Source organism: Vibrio sp. 10N.247.311.47, assembly GCF_041467535.1.
GTDB classification, from domain to species: domain Bacteria; phylum Pseudomonadota; class Gammaproteobacteria; order Enterobacterales; family Vibrionaceae; genus Vibrio; species Vibrio crassostreae_C.
In genome coordinates this window covers 42,920-61,962 of the sequence record NZ_JBFSUR010000007.1, presented here as the reverse complement: position 1 = coordinate 61,962, position 19,043 = coordinate 42,920, and the positions used below count along the sequence as shown (strand labels likewise).

Genomic DNA, 19,043 nt, shown 5'->3' with positions numbered 1-19,043 from the left:
ATGAGCTATCAACCACTTTTACTTAACTTTGATGAAGCAGCAGAGCTTCGTAAAGAACTTGGCAAGGATAGCCTTTTAGGTAACGCACTGACTCGTGACATTAAACAAACTGACGCGTACATGGCAGAAGTTGGCATCGAAGTACCAGGTCACGGTGAAGGTGGCGGTTACGAGCACAATCGTCACAAGCAAAACTACATCCATATGGATCTAGCGGGTCGTTTGTTCCTGATCACAGAGGAAACAAAGTACCGTGATTACATCGTTGATATGCTAACTGCGTACGCGACGGTATACCCAACATTGGAAAGCAACGTAAGCCGTGACACTAACCCTCCGGGTAAGCTGTTCCACCAAACGTTGAACGAGAACATGTGGATGCTTTACGCTTCTTGTGCGTACAGCTGTATTTACCACACTATCTCTGAAGAGCAGAAGCGTCTTATCGAAGACGATCTTCTGAAGCAAATGATCGAAATGTTCGTTGTTACTTACGCACACGACTTCGATATCGTACACAACCACGGCTTATGGGCAGTGGCGGCGGTAGGTATCTGTGGTTACGCGATCAACGATCAAGAGTCTGTAGATAAAGCACTTTACGGCCTGAAATTGGACAAAGTAAGCGGCGGTTTCCTAGCGCAACTTGACCAACTGTTCTCGCCAGACGGCTACTACATGGAAGGTCCTTACTATCACCGTTTCTCTCTGCGTCCAATCTACCTGTTCGCAGAAGCGATTGAACGTCGTCAGCCAGAAATCGGTATTTACGAATTTAACGATTCAGTGATCAAGACAACGTCTTACTCAGTATTCAAAACTGCATTCCCAGACGGCACATTGCCTGCTCTGAACGATTCATCGAAGACGATTTCTATCAACGATGAAGGGGTTATCATGGCGACGTCTGTGTGTTACCACCGTTACGAGCAGACTGAAACTCTGCTTGGTATGGCTGATCACCAAAAAAATGTTTGGGTTCATGCTTCTGGTAAAACACTGTCTGATGCGGTTGATGCAGCAGACGACATCAAACCATTCAACTGGGGTAGCCTGTTTGTAACAGACGGGCCTGAAGGCGAAAAAGGCGGCGTAAGCATCCTTCGTCACCGTGATGTGCAAGACGACGACACAATGGCGTTGATCTGGTTTGGTCAGCACGGTTCAGACCACCAGTACCATTCTGCGCTAGACCATGGTCACTACGATGGCTTGCACCTAAGCGTATTCAACCGTGGCCACGAAGTGCTGCACGATTACGGCTTCGGTCGTTGGGTAAACGTTGAGCCTAAGTTTGGCGGTCGTTACATCCCGGAGAACAAGTCTTACTGTAAGCAGACGGTTGCTCACAACACAGTAACGGTTGATCAGAAAACGCAGAACAACTTCAACACAGCATTGGCTGAGTCTAAGTTTGGTCAGAAGCACTTCTTCGTAACAGACGACCAGTCGCTACAAGGTATGAGCGGCACAATTTCTGAGTACTACACTGGCGTAGACATGCAACGCAGCGTGATTCTTGCTGAACTACCTGAGTTCGAAAAACCGCTAGTAATTGATGTGTACCGCATCGAAGCTGACGCTGAGCACCAGTACGACTTACCAGTTCACCACTCGGGTCAAATCATTCGCACTGACTTCGATTACAACATGGAAACAACGCTTAAGCCATTAGGTGAAGACAACGGTTACCAACATTTATGGAACGTTGCTTCAGGCAAAGTGAACGAAGAGGGCTCTCTAGTAAGCTGGCTACATGACAGCAGTTACTACAGCCTAGTAACCAGCGCGAATGCGGGCAGCGAAGTGATTTTTGCTCGCACTGGTGCTAACGATCCAGACTTCAACCTTAAGAGTGAGCCTGCGCTTATCTTACGTCAGTCTGGTCAAAACCACGTGTTTGCTTCTGTACTAGAAACGCATGGTTACTTTAACGAGTCTATCGAAGCCTCTGTAGGCGCTCGTGGTCTGGTTAAATCAGTATCTGTTGTGGGCCATAACAGTGTCGGGACTGTTGTTCGCATTCAGACTACTTCTGGTAACACTTACCACTACGGTATTTCAAACCAAGCTGAAGACACGCAGCAAGCAACTCACGCTGTTGAGTTCGCGGGTGAGACATACTCGTGGGAAGGGTCATTTGCTCAACTGTAAATGATCAACACACATACCGTTTAACGATGGTGTGTGCTGATGTGGTGCTTTGCGGGAACGAAGCGCCATATCATGTTCGATTGTAAGGGTGTTCGCATCTAAGTAACTGAACGAAATTAATGTCGATGACAAAGAATATCGGAAATAAGTCAAACCGAGTAACTCGTTGTGAGTTGCTCGGTTTTTTTATGCGTGTAGGACAGAGGCTGATGTAATTTGGGAAGGGGATCTCATTTAATAATCTCTGGCGGTTAATGAATTGCGCTTCTAAAGGTGTACCTTTTTCCCATGGTTTTTCGAGGCTGTGCTGGTGGTTTTCATACCGATACAAAGAGGGTTAGTTTTGAGTACGGATTTATGAGTGATTTAAGATAACGTTTCTCACAGGATGTTTTTTAAATCTCTGATTATAAAAATTTGCAGGTTGTGATTCGTTTGGATTTTACTCAATTGGCTGTAGGTTGAAATACTGTTATAGTAATCCTTAAATAATACATAAACATAACATATAAAATAAGTGAACTTATGATTAGCACTTTTAATTCAATTTCGGGCTCGAAGCGTAGCCTGCACGTGCAAGTAGCGCGTGAAATCGCTCGTGGAATCTTGTCTGGCGATCTGCCGCAAGGTTCTATTATTCCTGGTGAAATGGCGTTATGTGAACAGTTTGGTATTAGCCGAACGGCACTACGTGAAGCAGTTAAACTATTAACTTCTAAAGGTTTGTTAGAGTCCCGCCCGAAAATCGGTACTCGTGTAGTCGACCGCGCATATTGGAACTTTCTTGATCCTCAGCTGATTGAATGGATGGATGGTCTAACCGACATAGATCAATTCTGTTCTCAGTTTTTAGGCCTTCGCCGTGCGATAGAACCTGAAGCGTGCGCACTGGCGGCTAAATTTGCAACGGCTGAACAACGCATTGAACTTTCAGAAATCTTCCAAAAAATGGTAGAAGTGGATGAGGCTGAAGTATTTGATCAAGAGCGTTGGACAGATATTGATACTCGTTTTCATAGCTTGATCTTTAATGCGACAGGTAATGACTTCTACCTGCCATTCGGCAATATCTTGACTACGATGTTCGTGAACTTCATCGTGCACTCTTCTGAAGAAGGAAGCACGTGTATCAATGAACACCGTAGAATCTATGAAGCAATCATGGCTGGTGATAGTGATAAGGCACGAGTTGTGTCTGCTGCACACTTGCAAGATGCCAACCACCGTCTGGCGACGGCGTAATAGAAATAATCTAGAGCGTAGGTAGATGAGTCACCTCATATAGAGATGAACAGCATGACGCTCGGATAAACGACTTAAAAGGGTATGCCAAGTGCATACCTTTTTGTTGTCTACCGTTTACGAAAATTGGCTGCTTTCATGTATGAAAAAAGCCAGAGACTGTTGTCTCTGGCTTTGAGTTGTTTCAATATTCTAGCTTAAACAAGCGGCTAATCATGATGTTCGTAAGTTTGCTTTTGTTTCTGCTTTTTCTTCATTTTTAACGTTGAATAAACCGAGAATACAGCTAACACGATAAACGCGAGAGCAATAGGACGCTCATAAAGGAAAGACCAACTGCCATCGTACATCAGCAGTGATTTTCTAAGGTTTGTTTCTGCCATTGGCCCTAAGATGATCGCAAGCAGAATCGGTGAAGAAGGGATATCCAGTTTAGTTAAGATAAAGCCAAGTAGACCGAAACCGATTGCAATACCCACATCAAACATCGAGTTGTTAATTGCGTAAGCGCCGACAATTGAAAGGAAGACAATGATTGGAATCATGATGATCTTCGGTACTTCAATGATTCGACAGAAGAAGCGAATACCCAGTAAACCAATCACTAACATCACAAGGTTAGCGACCAACATTGAGCTGAACACGCCATAAACCACTTCGGGGTTTTGGGCGAATAGCAGTGGGCCTGGTGTGAGTCCTTGTACTATAAGTGCACCAAGAAGAACCGCTGCCACGGCATCTCCAGGGACACCTAGTGTTAATAACGGAACTAGCGAGCCACCCGTTACGCCGTTGTTTCCAGATTCAGCGGCTGCAAGGCCACGAACCGAGCCTTTACCAAACTCTTCTGGGTTCTTAGACGAACGTTTTGCTTCGTTGTAACAAACAAATGCAGATATATCAGCACCAGCACCCGGTACCGAGCCGATAGTTGTTCCCATCAAACCACTTTTTATGGCCGTTGGTAGCATTTCTTTGAGATCACTTTTACTTAATAGTTTGTGGTCAAATTTCGGTGCAACGACTTTCTTTTCAGAGAACAGCTTCTCTAGTTGGTTTAATGCCTCAGATAGAGCGAATAAACCAATTAAGACAGGGATGACATTGATTCCGCTGTAAAGATCCATGATGTCAAAAGTAAATCTTGGCACACTGCTGATTGGGTCGAGTCCAACAGTTGAAACCAATAATCCAATGGTTCCCGCAAGTAACCCTTTAAAAATGTTGTTCGAAGAAACACTCGCAATAATCGTTAAACCAAACAGAGCGAGTGCAAAATATTCTGGCGCATTAAAACGCAGTGCAAAGGTCGCTAATTTAGGCGCAATCGCGATGAGGACGATAGTACTTAACAGCCCGCCAATAAATGATGCAACAGCAGAAATACTTAATGCTCTTGCTGCTTGTCCTCTAACAGCCATAGTGTGACCGTCGAGTACACTTGCTGCAGAAGCCGGTGTTCCTGGGGTTTTAAGTAAAATTGCGGCAATTGAGCCACCGTAAATCCCACCAATGTATACACCAATTAACATCACAAGGGCTGAAGTCGGTTCCATGCCAAAGGTAAATGGAAGGAGAATTGCCACGCCCATTGTCGCTGTAAGTCCGGGTAGTGCGCCTAAAATAACGCCGCCCAGTACGCCAAAAACAAGGACAGGAAGCACTGCAAAGCTAACTGCAGTTGCGAGACCATCGATTAGATATTCAAACATATGACCACCTAAGACCACGTTGCTTCAGGAAGCGCGATGTAGAACACCTCGCCAAATAGATAGTAAACCGCGAACACAAAGACAACGGCGACAACGTAATAGATTGGCTTCTTCACTTTGAAGTAAACGAGGTAGAACATAAATGCAATCAAACTAGCATAAAGGTAGCCAACTACACTGATGAGTAATGCGTAGCCAATAAGAAAAGCAACGCCGAAAATCGACATCTTGCTTATCATCGCTTCTTGTTGTTCAGAGGCACCTTTTAATTTGTGTTGAACGATGAGAACAATACAGATAGCAATTTGGGCAATCACAATCATCATCGGGAAGAATTTTGCATCGACACTTGCATCTTGGTACATCGGACGATCAAATTGAGTGATCAGCGCGAACGCGATTGCGCTAAGGATAATGATGATAGAAGGGAAAACGACGTTTCGGTTTAAGTAAGAGTGAGAGTTAGACATGGAGTTTACCCCTAAAAAGTAAAGCAAGGGAAAGGTACAAACTAGTAACAGAGGCACAACTGATAAAAGCTGTGCCTCTGAACAAAGGTTATTGAATTAATTGAGTCAATGATTTTGTATCTTCTGCAACAAACTCAGTGAAGGCTTTGTCATCAAGATTGTGAATCGTCATTGCACCTTTCGCCATGAAAGTTTTGAACTCTTCACTTGCCATTGCTTCATCAAATGCAGCCCCCAACTTCTCGATTACTGCATCAGGTGTATCTTTTGGAGCACCAATACCGCGCCATGTACCTGTTACTACATCAATGCCTTGCTCTTTCAAAGTAGGAACATCTGGAATGTACTGAATACGTTCTTCAGACATGACACCTAATGCTTTTAGTTGGCCTGAACGAAGTTGAGCGATAGCTTCACCAGGAGTAACCATAGTGACGTCTGTGTGATGGCCTAGTACAGCAGGAATTGCTTCTGATGCACCGTTGTAAGGGATAGCGTTTAATTTAATGCCTTGATCTTTTTCAAGAGACATTAGGTAGAAGTTTGGCGCAGCGGTTGAAGCGAATTTTACGCTGCCTGGTTTTTCTTTGGCTTCCTTAATCAGGTCGTTAATCGTGTTGTATGGGCTATCTGCTGCAACCAATACGACCGCAGGATCTAAGTTAACTAAACGAATGAGTTTAAAGTCGTCAGCGGTATGACGCATCAAACCCATTTGAGGAAGTGAAGCGATTTCACGTGTTACTACTGTTAATGTGTAACCATCCGCACGCTGCTGAGCACCAAAGCTCATCCCAACTGCGCCTGCGCCACCAGTACGGTTCATGATTGAAATATTTTGCCCAAGAATGTCTTTCGCGCTATTTGCAAGAGTACGACCAACGGCATCGGTGCCGCCGCCCGCGCCAAATGGCACAACTAAGCGAATGTTTTTGCTTGGATAGTCAGCTGCAATTGACGTTGCAGAAACAAGTATACCGGCTGCTAGCATAATGGATTTTAATAGTTTACTCATAATAAGTACCTTCTGTTTCTAATTATTAGCGATATGTTTTTGTAGGGTTCTCTGCTTTTTCTGTTTGGTATTCGTGCATTGCTAACTGTTCAATAGCTACCGCTATCCAGCCACTGATCAGCATGTCATACCATTGTTGTACACCACTGCAGGCAACAACCACGTTTCCATAAACAAACGAACCATAAAACAGTAAGTCTTCGTCACGTAGTGAAGATGGGTGTTGGGAGTGCAGTGTTAGATTGCTTGTCGATTCTCGCCACGCTTGTTGTGCTTTCTTACGGGCAAGGTGATCAAACTTGATTGTCCAGTTGTCAGGAGCTCCTAACGACTCTTCATATAGAATGGCGTCTTCAAAAGAGGCTTCCCAAGGCTTGAGGTGTGGATTCATAACGACAATATGCAGTTCTTTTCTATTCGTTCTTTCAAACAGCTTGTCGATAGAGGGTTTAACGATATCGATAGCGTCTTGAGTGATATCTTTCATTGATCGCATTCCATATGTCCTTACGTTTGGTAGATGAATATAGAATATTGTATGACAATAATTCTTCAATTAACGATGACTTGGAAGCGGGGAGCGATCACAAGTGAAAGTCTTCTAACAAGACTTCGATCTTGTTTTGACCATATTCTGGCGGAAATAGTGTGATTCTGGTCTTTTTCTGAGCTGGGTGTAAATGGACACAGATCCAGTTTTATTTTGGCTGATTTCCTAGATATAAACTCACCACCATATGCTCGCCGTTCTGTTAATTCATATGGGAGAAAATTTTGGCTTGATAATCGAGCGTCCTATAACACAACGAGTTATATGCGAACATGTCAGCGGCTCACCTGCAAGACGCTAACCACCGTTAAGCTAAACGCGTGTTTCAACTATTATGTGAACCACTTAAACGTCCCGATGAACCATTTATAGGTTCATCAAAACCAGTCAAAAAGGTATACCAAGTGAATGCTTTTTTTGTTTTTAAGAAGTGTGTTGCACCATGTGTAGCACGGTTTTGGTTCACTCCCGATTAACTCTTTCTTAAGGCAATTTTTCTTGTATACGTTTAGCGGTAGTTCTTTTTACCATCGTAATTAAGAGAATATTGCGGCGAGATTTGTGTTTTAGACACTCGATCTCTCCTCAAATAATTATGCACCATCCATGATTTTTCATTTTTTATCTTTTGAATCCATCATCATCTCAACAAGATATGTGGCTTCTATATTGAGTAACTTACGTAGAATTCTAATAGAATTAGCTACTCTCAATTGATATAAAACACTGGTTTATTGTGTGATAAATGAGGGTGATTCAGCTCTGATTTGGCTTTTATTATTTTTTAGAATTTTATATTTATATGTGTTTGGTTGTATTTGTTAATAAGTGTGCAAAGTCTCAATTTTTCGTAAGTCATTGATTTTTATGGGGTGGGTGTTATTGGTGGGTGGTTTTTCATGTTTTCACCTCAAACCCCAGTAATTTCCTTAATGGATTGGCCATATTCCATCCTATGTCATATATATAATTAACTTAATCAATCAAAATAAGATCGCCATCACTTATTTGGATTATTGTACTACAAATAAAGTTTGAGATTTCCTATAGTCCTCGTAACAAAATACAACGGACAAAGGATACACGATGGAACTCAACACGATTATTGTCGGCATTTATTTCCTATTCTTGATTGCGATAGGTTGGATGTTTAGAACATTTACAAGTACCACCAGTGACTACTTCCGCGGGGGCGGTAACATGTTGTGGTGGATGGTTGGTGCAACCGCCTTTATGACCCAGTTTAGTGCATGGACATTCACCGGTGCGGCAGGTAAAGCGTATAACGATGGTTTTGCAGTAGCGGTCATCTTCGTAGCCAACGCATTTGGTTACTTCATGAACTTCGCATATTTTGCTCCAAAGTTCCGTCAACTACGTGTAGTAACGGTAATCGAAGCAATTCGTATGCGTTTCGGTGCGACTAACGAACAAGTGTTCACTTGGTCTTCAATGCCAAACAGTGTTGTTTCTGCCGGTGTATGGTTAAACGCACTAGCAATCATCGCTTCTGGTATCTTCGGTTTCGACATGACAGCAACTATCTGGATTACCGGTTTGGTTGTATTGGCAATGTCTGTAACGGGTGGTTCATGGGCGGTAATTGCATCTGACTTTATGCAGATGGTTATCATCATGGCAGTAACCGTGACATGTGCTGTTGTTGCTGTTGTTCAAGGTGGCGGTGTTGGTGAAATCGTGAATAACTTCCCTGTAGCGGAAGGCGGTTCTTTCCTTTCTGGTAACAACATTAACTACTTAAGCATCTTCAGCATTTGGGCATTCTTCATCTTCGTGAAGCAGTTCTCTATTACTAACAACATGCTTAACTCTTACCGTTACCTAGCGGCTAAAGACTCAAAGAACGCGAAGAAAGCAGCGCTACTAGCGTGTGTGCTAATGCTTTGTGGTGTATTTATCTGGTTCATGCCTTCTTGGTACATTGCAGGTCAAGGTGTCGACCTAGCAGCAGCTTACCCAGAAGCAGGTAAGAAAGCGGGTGACTTTGCCTACCTATACTTCGTACAAGAGTACATGCCAGCAGGTATGGTTGGCCTTCTAGTTGCGGCGATGTTTGCAGCGACAATGTCTTCAATGGATTCTGGTCTAAACCGTAACTCGGGTATCTTTGTTAAGAACTTCTATGAACCAATCGTTCGTAAAGGTACGGCTAGCGAAAAAGAACTAGTAACGGTTTCTAAGATTACTTCTGCCGTGTTTGGTATTGCTATCATCCTTATTGCACAGTTCATCAACTCGCTTAAAGGTTTGAGCCTGTTCGATACCATGATGTATGTAGGCGCACTGATCGGCTTCCCAATGACAATTCCTGCATTCCTTGGCTTCTTTATTAAGAAGACTCCGGACTGGGCTGGTTGGGGTACGCTAGTGGTTGGTGGTTTTGTTTCTTACTACGTGGGTTTCGTTGTTAACGCTGAAATGGTGTCTTCAATCTTCGGTCTAGAAGAGCTAACAAGCCGTGAATGGTCTGATGTTAAGGTTGCTATCGGTCTGATTGCTCACATTACGCTGACAGGTGGTTTCTTCATCCTATCAACTCTGTTCTACAAGCCATTAACTGAGAAGCGTCAAGCAGACGTTGATAAGTTCTTCGGTAACCTGTCTACTCCATTAGTTGCGGAGTCAGCAGAACAGAAAGTACTGGATAACAAACAGCGTGAAATGCTTGGTAAACTGATTGCGGTAGCGGGTGTCGGTATCATGCTAATGGCTCTACTCACTAACCCAATGTGGGGACGTCTAGTCTTCATACTTTGTGGTGTGATTGTTGGTGGTGTTGGTGTGCTATTGGTTAAAGCGGTCGATGACGGCGGCAAGCAAGCGAAAGCAGTAACTGAAAGCTAATACATAGAAAACGATTATAATAGAATGCGACGACTCGAAAGGGCGTCGCATTTTTTTTGCTCTGCGAAACGGAAAAACGGTCAGGTGGAAGATATCTGACCTAAATCACGAAAACTGTACAAAATGGTTCAATCGAACCGAAATAGATTTAATTGTCCTACAATAAGACGTATATTATTGCTAATTCCTTTCAATCAACTTGAAAAATAAGTGAGTTAGAATGAGCGACCAAAAATCTCTTGATGCAATCAGGAAGATGAAGCTGGAGAATGATACTTCAGCAGGTAATCTTGTAGACCTACTCCCTATCGAAGTACAGAAACGTGACTTCGACCTATCATTCCTAGACAACTTGAGCGAAGCACGTCCACGTCTTCTTGTTCAAGCAGATCAGTTAGAAGAATTCAAAGCGAAAGTGAAAGCCGATGAAGCTCACTGCATGTTTGATGATTTCTACAATAACTCGACAGTTAAGTTCCTTGAGACTGCTCCTTTCGAAGAGCCTCAAGCGTACCCAGCTGACACGGTAGGCAAAGCTTCTCTATGGCGTCCTTACTGGCGTCAAATGTACGTTGATTGCCAAATGGCACTAAACGCGACACGTAACCTAGCAATTGCTGGTGTTGTGAAAGAAGACGAAGCGCTAATTGCTAAAGCAAAAGCTTGGACTCTAAAACTGTCTACGTACGATCCAGAAGGCGTGACTTCTCGTGGCTATAACGATGAAGCGGCTTTCCGTGTTATCGCGGCTATGGCTTGGGGTTACGACTGGCTACACGGCTACTTCACAGATGAAGAACGTCAGCAAGTTCAAGATGCTTTGATTGAGCGTCTAGACGAAATCATGCACCACCTGAAAGTGACGGTTGATCTATTGAACAACCCACTGAACAGCCACGGTGTTCGTTCTATCTCTTCTGCTATCATCCCAACGTGTATCGCGCTTTACCACGATCACCCGAAAGCAGGCGAGTACATTGCATACGCACTAGAATACTACGCAGTACACTACCCACCATGGGGCGGTGTAGACGGCGGTTGGGCTGAAGGTCCTGACTACTGGAACACGCAAACTGCATTCCTAGGCGAAGCATTCGACCTATTGAAAGCATACTGTGGCGTAGACATGTTCAACAAAACATTCTACGAAAACACAGGTGATTTCCCGCTTTACTGCATGCCTGTTCACTCTAAGCGCGCGAGCTTCTGTGACCAGTCTTCAATCGGTGATTTCCCAGGTCTAAAACTGGCTTACAACATCAAGCATTACGCAGGTGTTAACCAGAAGCCTGAGTATGTTTGGTACTACAACCAACTGAAAGGCCGTGATACTGAAGCACACACCAAATTCTACAACTTCGGTTGGTGGGACTTCGGTTACGATGATCTTCGCTTTAACTTCCTTTGGGATGCACCTGAAGAGAAAGCACCATCGAATGACCCACTGTTGAAAGTATTCCCAATCACGGGTTGGGCTGCATTCCACAACAAGATGACTGAGCGTGATAACCATATTCACATGGTATTCAAATGTTCTCCGTTTGGCTCAATCAGCCACTCTCACGGTGACCAAAACGCATTCACGTTGCATGCATTCGGTGAAACGCTAGCGTCAATCACTGGCTATTATGGTGGTTTCGGTGTTGATATGCACACTAAATGGCGTCGTCAAACGTTCTCTAAGAACCTTCCACTATTTGGCGGTAAAGGTCAGTACGGCGAGAACAAGAACACGGGCTACGAAAACCACCAAGATCGCTTCTGTATCGAAGCGGGCGGCAACATCTCTGATTTCGACACTGAATCTGATGTGAAGATGGTTGAGGGTGATGCAACGGCATCTTACAAGTACTTCGTTCCTGAAATTGAATCTTACAAGCGTAAGGTCTGGTTTGTTCAAGGTAAAGTATTCGTAATGCAAGACAAGGCAACGCTTTCTGAAGAGAAAGACATGACTTGGCTAATGCACACAACTTTCGCAAACGACGTGGCAGACAAGTCTTTCACTATCCGTGGCGAAGTTGCGCACCTAGACGTAAACTTCATCAACGAGTCTGCTGATAACATCACGTCAGTTAAGAATGTTGAAGGTTTTGGCGAAGTTGACCCATACGAGTTCAAAGATCTTGAAATCCACCGTCACGTTGAAGTGGAATTCAAGCCATCGAAAGAGCACAACATCCTGACCCTTCTTGTTCCTAATAAGAACGAAGGCGAGCAAGTTGAAGTGTCTCACAAGCTTGAAGGTAACACGCTAATGCTAAATGTTGACGGTGAAACGGTTTCAATCGAACTGTAATTCGCTGAAGCAACAGAAGCTAGATACTAAAAACTCCGAGTGAAAGCTCGGAGTTTTTTTGTTTGCACAGAACAGGCAGTAGCCTACGAGGTGGGAAGAGGTTGCGTTGGTTAGTTAGAGGCTAAGTAGCAAGAGTGCCAGGCTTAGTAAGTGGCGACAAAACTTGGTTTAAAACCCGTGTTCAGTAAACCTTACTAAGGCTAGGGCAGTGACTGTCTTCCAATAATTTGTCAACTACTGACAGTGGGCAGCCTTAATCTTGTCTGAAAAAAGGGACGGCAGGTTAATAATCGTTATTGGAGTGGCTTATTCTCATTAATCGTATGACATTTAGAGTGCATTATTTCATCAATAGGTTATTTTTTGATTGGGATATCGCTCTTGTAAGTACAAAGCGTGCCCCATATTTTCTCGTAAAGTGAACCCCCGTCACAACTTGCGTCTAAGCATTGAAGGATTACCCTAAAACTATTGCGTAACGAGAAAGACGTAGTTATTATAATGAACATATAATCATACAATACTATATTTGGAGTTTGAACATGACTAAACCTGTAATCGGTTTCATTGGCCTAGGTCTTATGGGCGGCAACATGGTTGAAAACCTGCAAAAGCGCGGCTACCACGTAAACGTAATGGATCTAAGCGCTGAAGCTGTTGCTCGCGTTACAGATCGCGGCAACGCAACTGCATTCACTTCTGCTAAAGAACTAGCGGCTGCAAGTGATATCGTTCAGTTTTGTCTTACAACTTCTGCTGTTGTTGAAAAAATCGTTTACGGCGAAGACGGCGTTCTAGCTGGCATCAAAGAAGGCGCAGTATTAGTAGACTTCGGTACTTCTATCCCTGCTTCTACTAAGAAAATCGGCGCAGCTCTAGCTGAAAAAGGCGCGGGCATGATCGACGCACCTCTAGGCCGTACTCCTGCACACGCTAAAGATGGTCTTCTGAACATCATGGCTGCTGGCGACATGGAAACTTTCAACAAAGTTAAACCTGTTCTTGAAGAGCAAGGCGAAAACGTATTCCACCTAGGTGCTCTAGGTTCTGGTCACGTTACTAAGCTTGTAAACAACTTCATGGGTATGACGACTGTTGCGACTATGTCTCAAGCTTTCGCTGTTGCTCAACGCGCTGGTGTTGATGGCCAACAACTGTTTGACATCATGTCTGCAGGTCCATCTAACTCACCATTCATGCAATTCTGTAAGTTCTACGCAGTAGACGGCGAAGAGAAGCTAGGTTTCTCTGTTGCTAACGCTAACAAAGATCTTGGTTACTTCCTTGCTCTTTGTGAAGAGCTAGGTACTGAGTCTCTAATTGCTCAAGGTACTGCAACTAGCCTACAAGCTGCTGTTGACGCAGGAATGGGTAACAACGACGTACCAGTAATCTTCGACTACTTCGCTAAACTAGAGAAGTAATCGACGTACGACCTCGCTAGGGTATTGCCTGTCTTTTTAGGCGGCGATACCTCAGCGAGGTTCGTTTTTATCTGCCATACCCAACCCTTTGTTCCCTCGTTAAACTCTTCTACTTCTACTTCCTCAGCTACACCTACTCAAAACTCTGTTCAACTTTGTTACTGCCTCAATTCCTATTTTTGTTTCTATATCTATATCTATATCTATATCTATATCTATATCTATATCTAAATTCAAAGCCTTCTAGCACCAACTCACTCACTTTTCCTCGCAAGCTTAAACCAGTGCACTTAACTGATTGTTGGCGATGGCTTAACACCGCTCGTATATCGGGTCTGAAAAGAAAGTAAAAAAAACCCACACAGCTGGTGACTGTATGGGCATGTTCGGACGAGCCGTCTGGAAAAACAAATGATCAATAGAAAGTGAAAAAACGAATAACGAGATCCCCCGACAGTTTCTACGTTAAACGAGTTCAATGACCTTAAAGCGGCTGCTTCAATTATCACTTTGAACTGAACAAAAGCATCCAGAAAGAACTTAAGTTATGATTCAAATACACCATAACTTAAGGCTTATTGTATTACAAATAAATTTTAAGATTGAATGCCTTGAGTGAATGGTTGGTTAGTGAAAATGTGACCTAAGGCTCACTTTCCTAGTCAGGTGACCGAAAGTGATATGAATAATTTGAGTGGACGCATTATCGGCGAAGTTGTGAGGTAATCATCTGAAAGTTGATCATTTTTAATTGGTTAATTATTCCTTTCTAATCATGTTAAAAGTTCAAACTCATAAATGATACCTATGTCACAGGGTGATTTTAACCAGTTTTGATATGTCAAGATTGCTCACAGAAAGTGCAGCAAATTAAACATACAATATTAATTAAATTGATGGTTGTGACGATGGAACGGCATGAACAAGTTTTGCTTCCCGTATCTTCGAATATCTAAAAAATGACCATTTCATTCGGATAAAAATAATAGACATAGGTTGATATGGATTATGAGTTTTATGAATTCAAAATTGTCTCTAGGGTTTAAAGGAAAATTGATTTTAATGGTGGCGATCGTCAGTTCCAGTGCCTTGGCATTTACGAACTGGTTCACGCTTAACTTGGCGACTGATCAAGTAAACCAAACGATTTATAACGAGATTGATCACTCGTTAACGATAGAAATTAATCAGATTGAAAGCACCGTCCAGCGCACCATCGATACGGTCAATTCCGTTGCACAAGAGTTCATGAAATCCCCATACCAAGTACCAAACGAAGCGCTGATGCATTTTGCCGCTAAGCTCGGTGGTATTGACAAGATTGTAGTGGGTTTTGATGATGGTCGTTCTTACACTTCTCGTCCTTCAGAGTCTTTCCCAAACGGTGTTGGAATCAAAGAAAAATACAACCCAACGACTCGTCCTTGGTATCAACAAGCGAAATTGAAATCAGGTTTATCTTTTAGTGATCTGTTTTTCACCAAGAGTACTCAAGTACCTATGATTGGTGTGACTTACACCTATCAAGATCGCGTCATCATGGCAGACATTCGATTTGATGATTTGGAAACTCAGCTCAAACAGCTAGATAGCATCTACGAAGCCAAAGGTATCATCGTGGATGAGAGAGGGATGGTAATTGCATCCACAATAGAAAACGTGCTTCCACAGAGCAATATATCTTCTGCTGACGCCTTAATGAAACTCAATGAAGCTATTGAACTACCTGACCAATTCATTGAAGGTATGATTGATGGTAATCAGCGAATCTTGATGGCTAAGAAGGTCGATATTGGCAGCCAGAAAGAGTGGTACATGATTTCTAGTATTGATCCTGAACTTGCGCTCGATCAGCTGAATGGTGTGATGTCGGATGCTCGAATGCTGATTATTGCCTGTGTGTTGGGGTCGGTCATATTGATGACTTTACTCCTGAATCGTTTCTACCGCCCAATCGTGTCATTGCGTAAGATTGTTCACGACCTTTCTCAAGGTAATGGCGACCTGACCCAAAGGCTCGCAGAGAAAGGTAATGACGACCTAGGACACATCGCCAAAGACATCAACTTGTTCATCATTGGTCTGCAAGAGATGGTTAAGGACGTCAAATTTAAGAACTCGGATCTCGATACTAAGGTACTGAGTATTCGTGAAGGTTGTAAAGAAACCAGCGATGTACTGAAAGTTCACACTGATGAAACGGTTCAAGTGGTCTCTGCAATTAACGGCTTATCTGAAGCATCAAACGAAGTCGAGAAGAGTTCTCAGTCGGCGGCAGAAGCAGCAAGAGAGGCCGCTGTGTTCAGTGATGAGACGAAACAAATTAACACCGTGACGGAAACCTATATCAGTGATCTTGAGAAGCAAGTCTGCACCACCTCTGATGATATTCGCTCAATGGCGAATGAAACGCAGAGCATCCAGTCTATCGTGTCTGTGATTGGAGGAATTGCGGAACAAACTAATTTGCTGGCATTGAATGCGTCAATTGAAGCGGCGAGAGCGGGTGAGCATGGTCGAGGTTTTGCTGTCGTGGCTGACGAAGTCCGTGCGCTAGCAAACCGAACTCAAATCAGCACCTCTGAAATCGAAGAGGCGTTATCTGGGTTGCAATCTAAATCGGATGGCTTGGTTAAATCGATCGAGTTAACGAAGAGCAATTGTGAGATGACTCGTGCTCAAGTTGTGCAAGCGGTAAACATGCTAGCGAAGCTGACGGAACAGATGAAAACCGTGAGTCACTTCAACAACGATATCTCTGCTTCTTCTGTCGAGCAAAATGCCTTGATTCATAGTATCGCTAAGAACATGCATAAGATTGAAAGCTTCGTTGAGGAACTCAATAAGCTAAGCCAAGATCAACTGACAGAGTCGGCTGAAATCAAAACACTGAATGGCAGCGTTAGCGAGCTAATGAGTAGCTTTAAAGTCTAACGTTTCTATTAATAAACACTAAAAATCAATGTTTTAATTGTGGCTTTTAGCCTGAGAGCCACTCCAAACCTGTCGAGTTTAGAGTGGCCTTTCTGCGTTGTTTTTGTCTCTAAATCCTCGGTAGCGCCACCTCATATCACCTCATTTGTCGCATCTCACATTATGACAAATAGATAATTGACATAAAATAGTACAAATATATCTTATCACTCTACTCTTATGGATAAGTGAGATAAATGTGAATAAGCCAACCCTCATCGTCGCTCTCGCTTCACTCACCTATGGCTGCGGTGGAAGCAGTTCAAATAGCTCAAGTGATAGCGATGACCCTTCTGATAACACCAGTCCAGGAACGTCTTATGGCGTTGTTGCGCCTTATGATATTGCTAAGTATCAAAACATCCTCTCCAGTTCTGACCTTCAGGTATCGGATCCTAACGGCACAGAGGGCAACAAAACCTCTGAAGTGAAAGATGGCGATTTCGATGGTTACATCAGTAATTACTTTTACGCAGATGAAGAGACGGAAAACCTAATTTTTAAAATGGCGAACTATAAGATGCGTTCTGAGGTTCGTGAGGGAGAAAACTTCGATATCAATGAAACGGGTGTAAGACGAAGCTTGTATGCGGAAATAAGCTTACCTGATATCGAGCATGCAATGGCGAGTTCACCTGCCGACCATGATGAAGTGACGTTGCTGCAGATACACAATAAGGGGACTGATGAGAGTGGTACGGGTTATATCCCTCATCCGCTATTGCGTGTGGTTTGGGAGCAAGAACGAGATGGCCTCACAGGTCACTACTGGGCAGTCATGAAAAACAATGCCATTGATTGTAGCAGCGCTGCTGACTCTTCGGATTGTTATGCCACGTCATACAATCGCTACGATTTAGGTGAGGCGGAATTGGACAGTTTTACCAAATTTGATCTTTCTGTTTATGAGAACACACTGTCGCTCAAAGTGAATGATGAAGTAAAAGTGAATCAAGACATCGCTTACTGGCAGCATTTATTGAGCTACTTCAAAGCGGGTATCTATAACCAATTTGAGAATGGTGAAGCGATTGCTTACTATCAGGCGTTGAGATACACCACGACTCAAATCGATGGATCAAACGATTGGGACATTAATGATTGGAAGCTGACTATTCCACCGAGTAAGAATGATTGGTATGGAAGCGGTGGTGACAGTGCTGCTGAGTTAGAACCAGAACGTTGTGAATCGAGTAAAGATCTTCTTTCAAATGACAGCGATGTGTACGACAGTGATATTGATCTTTCTTACTTCAATACTGATGAAGGAAGAATGCACTTTAGAGCGGATATGGGATACGGCACCTCTACCCAAAACTCTAGCTATATTCGCTCTGAGCTCAGGGAGTTGTATCAAAGCAGTGTTCAACCGGATTGTAGCACCAGTGATGAAGATACCAGTTGGTATTTGGACGACACCAGAACCAACACAACCAGTCACGAGTTAACGGCAAGCTTGCGAATTGAAGATTACCCGAACATCAACGGCCAAGACCCAAAAGTAGTGCTCGGTCAGATCCATGGCTGGAAGATCAATCAAGCATTGGTCAAATTGCTTTGGGAAGGTGAGGGTAAGCCGGTACGAGTGATACTGAACTCTGATTTTGAGCGCAACAACCAAGACTGTAATCATTGTGACCCGTTCAGTGTCGAGTTAGGGACTTATTCGGCAAGTGAAGAGTGGCGATATACGATTCGTGCCAATCAAGACGGTATCTACTTGGCGACTCATGATTTAGATGGAACCAACACCGTTTCTCATTTAATCCCTTGGGGACAAGATTACACAGATAAAGATGGGGACACGGTTTCGTTAACATCAGATTGGACATCGACAGACATCGCTTTCTATTTCAAAGCGGGCATCTATCCGCAGTTTAAGCCTGATAGCGACTATGTGGGTGAAGTGTTTGATGTGAGCTTTAGTTCTCTAAGAGCAGAGCATAACTGAGTTCTCTGATGTTTGATGAGCCATGTCGGTAATGAGGAAGACCATATTGATACCTACAATGTGGTCATTTTTGTTTTTGGACACTTACAGTGATGTGTTTGGAAGGACAAATATTTTGCCCGAACCCTGAAAATACACACGATTACAGCTCGCTTGTTCTGGCCTTGCTATCTCATTTCGTATTCTCAATTCTTATATATTGTCTTTTATCAATAGGAAGTGTGATCCAGTTAAAGTATGGAAAAAGCGAAAAGTGTTCCCAGTCTCATTTATTCAACGAAGTGTTTTATTTGTATTATAAGATTACGTAATATTTTTGTGTTATCGCAAATACTGAGAGAGAAAACGCCTTATAGCTCGTGTTTGCCAATTTATCTTTCACTTACGA

General features: G+C 43.3%; 11 protein-coding genes. 7 read left to right on the top strand and 4 right to left on the bottom strand.

Annotated elements, in window-relative coordinates:
- Positions 1-2,154 (top strand): heparinase II/III family protein, encoded by a 2,154-nt coding sequence (locus tag AB6E51_RS06905; protein WP_102332115.1) that lies wholly within the window; start codon positions 1-3, stop codon positions 2,152-2,154.
- A 525-nt stretch (positions 2,155-2,679) separates the two neighbouring features.
- Positions 2,680-3,396 (top strand): FadR/GntR family transcriptional regulator, encoded by a 717-nt coding sequence (locus AB6E51_RS06900; RefSeq protein ID WP_102332116.1) that lies wholly within the window; start codon positions 2,680-2,682, stop codon positions 3,394-3,396.
- A gap of 209 nt (positions 3,397-3,605) precedes the next feature.
- On the opposite strand, the gene AB6E51_RS06895 is transcribed toward AB6E51_RS06900, so the two are convergent.
- The 4 genes from AB6E51_RS06895 to AB6E51_RS06880 form a co-directional block, all read right to left on the bottom strand.
- Positions 3,606-5,108 carry a tripartite tricarboxylate transporter permease gene (locus tag AB6E51_RS06895; RefSeq protein ID WP_010438351.1) on the bottom strand — a complete coding sequence of 501 codons (1,503 nt, stop codon included), beginning with the start codon at positions 5,106-5,108 and terminating at the stop codon, positions 3,606-3,608.
- Between the two features lie 8 nt (positions 5,109-5,116).
- Positions 5,117-5,578, bottom strand: coding sequence for a tripartite tricarboxylate transporter TctB family protein (locus AB6E51_RS06890; RefSeq protein ID WP_010438352.1), 462 nt, complete (start codon positions 5,576-5,578; stop codon positions 5,117-5,119).
- Between the two features lie 88 nt (positions 5,579-5,666).
- On the bottom strand, positions 5,667-6,593 hold the full coding sequence (locus tag AB6E51_RS06885; RefSeq protein ID WP_010438355.1) for a tripartite tricarboxylate transporter substrate binding protein: 927 nt from the start codon (positions 6,591-6,593) through the stop codon (positions 5,667-5,669).
- Between the two features lie 25 nt (positions 6,594-6,618).
- Positions 6,619-7,089, bottom strand: a complete 471-nt coding sequence (locus AB6E51_RS06880; RefSeq protein ID WP_016785024.1) for a hypothetical protein — start codon at positions 7,087-7,089, stop codon at positions 6,619-6,621.
- A gap of 1,140 nt (positions 7,090-8,229) precedes the next feature.
- On the opposite strand from AB6E51_RS06880, the gene AB6E51_RS06875 reads away from it, so the two are divergent.
- The 5 genes from AB6E51_RS06875 (at position 8,230) to AB6E51_RS06855 (ending at position 18,655) form a co-directional block, all read left to right on the top strand.
- On the top strand, positions 8,230-10,008 hold the full coding sequence (locus tag AB6E51_RS06875) for a sodium:solute symporter family transporter (protein WP_017061477.1): 1,779 nt from the start codon (positions 8,230-8,232) through the stop codon (positions 10,006-10,008).
- A 220-nt stretch (positions 10,009-10,228) separates the two neighbouring features.
- A complete protein-coding gene (locus AB6E51_RS06870; protein WP_017061476.1) occupies positions 10,229-12,307 on the top strand; it encodes a DUF4962 domain-containing protein in 2,079 nt (692 codons plus the stop codon).
- A 542-nt stretch (positions 12,308-12,849) separates the two neighbouring features.
- Positions 12,850-13,731 (top strand): NAD(P)-dependent oxidoreductase, encoded by an 882-nt coding sequence (locus tag AB6E51_RS06865; protein WP_004733521.1) that lies wholly within the window; start codon positions 12,850-12,852, stop codon positions 13,729-13,731.
- Positions 13,732-14,793: 1,062 nt separating this feature from the next.
- Positions 14,794-16,665 (top strand): methyl-accepting chemotaxis protein, encoded by a 1,872-nt coding sequence (locus AB6E51_RS06860; protein ID WP_372058043.1) that lies wholly within the window; start codon positions 14,794-14,796, stop codon positions 16,663-16,665.
- A gap of 238 nt (positions 16,666-16,903) precedes the next feature.
- Positions 16,904-18,655 carry a polysaccharide lyase family 7 protein gene (locus tag AB6E51_RS06855; protein WP_372058032.1) on the top strand — a complete coding sequence of 584 codons (1,752 nt, stop codon included), beginning with the start codon at positions 16,904-16,906 and terminating at the stop codon, positions 18,653-18,655.
- Positions 18,656-19,043: the final 388 nt, after the last annotated feature.

Bases quoted from the DNA above. Each gene is read 5' to 3' on its own strand.
- AB6E51_RS06905 (WP_102332115.1), top strand. From the start codon at position 1: ATGAGCTATCAACCACTTTTACTTAACTTTGATGAAGCAGCAGAGCTT.
- AB6E51_RS06895 (WP_010438351.1), bottom strand. From the start codon at position 5,108: ATGTTTGAATATCTAATCGATGGTCTCGCAACTGCAGTTAGCTTTGCA.
- AB6E51_RS06890 (WP_010438352.1), bottom strand. From the start codon at position 5,578: ATGTCTAACTCTCACTCTTACTTAAACCGAAACGTCGTTTTCCCTTCT.
- AB6E51_RS06865 (WP_004733521.1), top strand. From the start codon at position 12,850: ATGACTAAACCTGTAATCGGTTTCATTGGCCTAGGTCTTATGGGCGGC.
- AB6E51_RS06860 (WP_372058043.1), top strand. From the start codon at position 14,794: ATGGTGGCGATCGTCAGTTCCAGTGCCTTGGCATTTACGAACTGGTTC.
- AB6E51_RS06900 (WP_102332116.1), top strand. From the start codon at position 2,680: ATGATTAGCACTTTTAATTCAATTTCGGGCTCGAAGCGTAGCCTGCAC.
- AB6E51_RS06875 (WP_017061477.1), top strand. From the start codon at position 8,230: ATGGAACTCAACACGATTATTGTCGGCATTTATTTCCTATTCTTGATT.
- AB6E51_RS06885 (WP_010438355.1), bottom strand. From the start codon at position 6,593: ATGAGTAAACTATTAAAATCCATTATGCTAGCAGCCGGTATACTTGTT.
- AB6E51_RS06880 (WP_016785024.1), bottom strand. From the start codon at position 7,089: ATGCGATCAATGAAAGATATCACTCAAGACGCTATCGATATCGTTAAA.
- AB6E51_RS06870 (WP_017061476.1), top strand. From the start codon at position 10,229: ATGAGCGACCAAAAATCTCTTGATGCAATCAGGAAGATGAAGCTGGAG.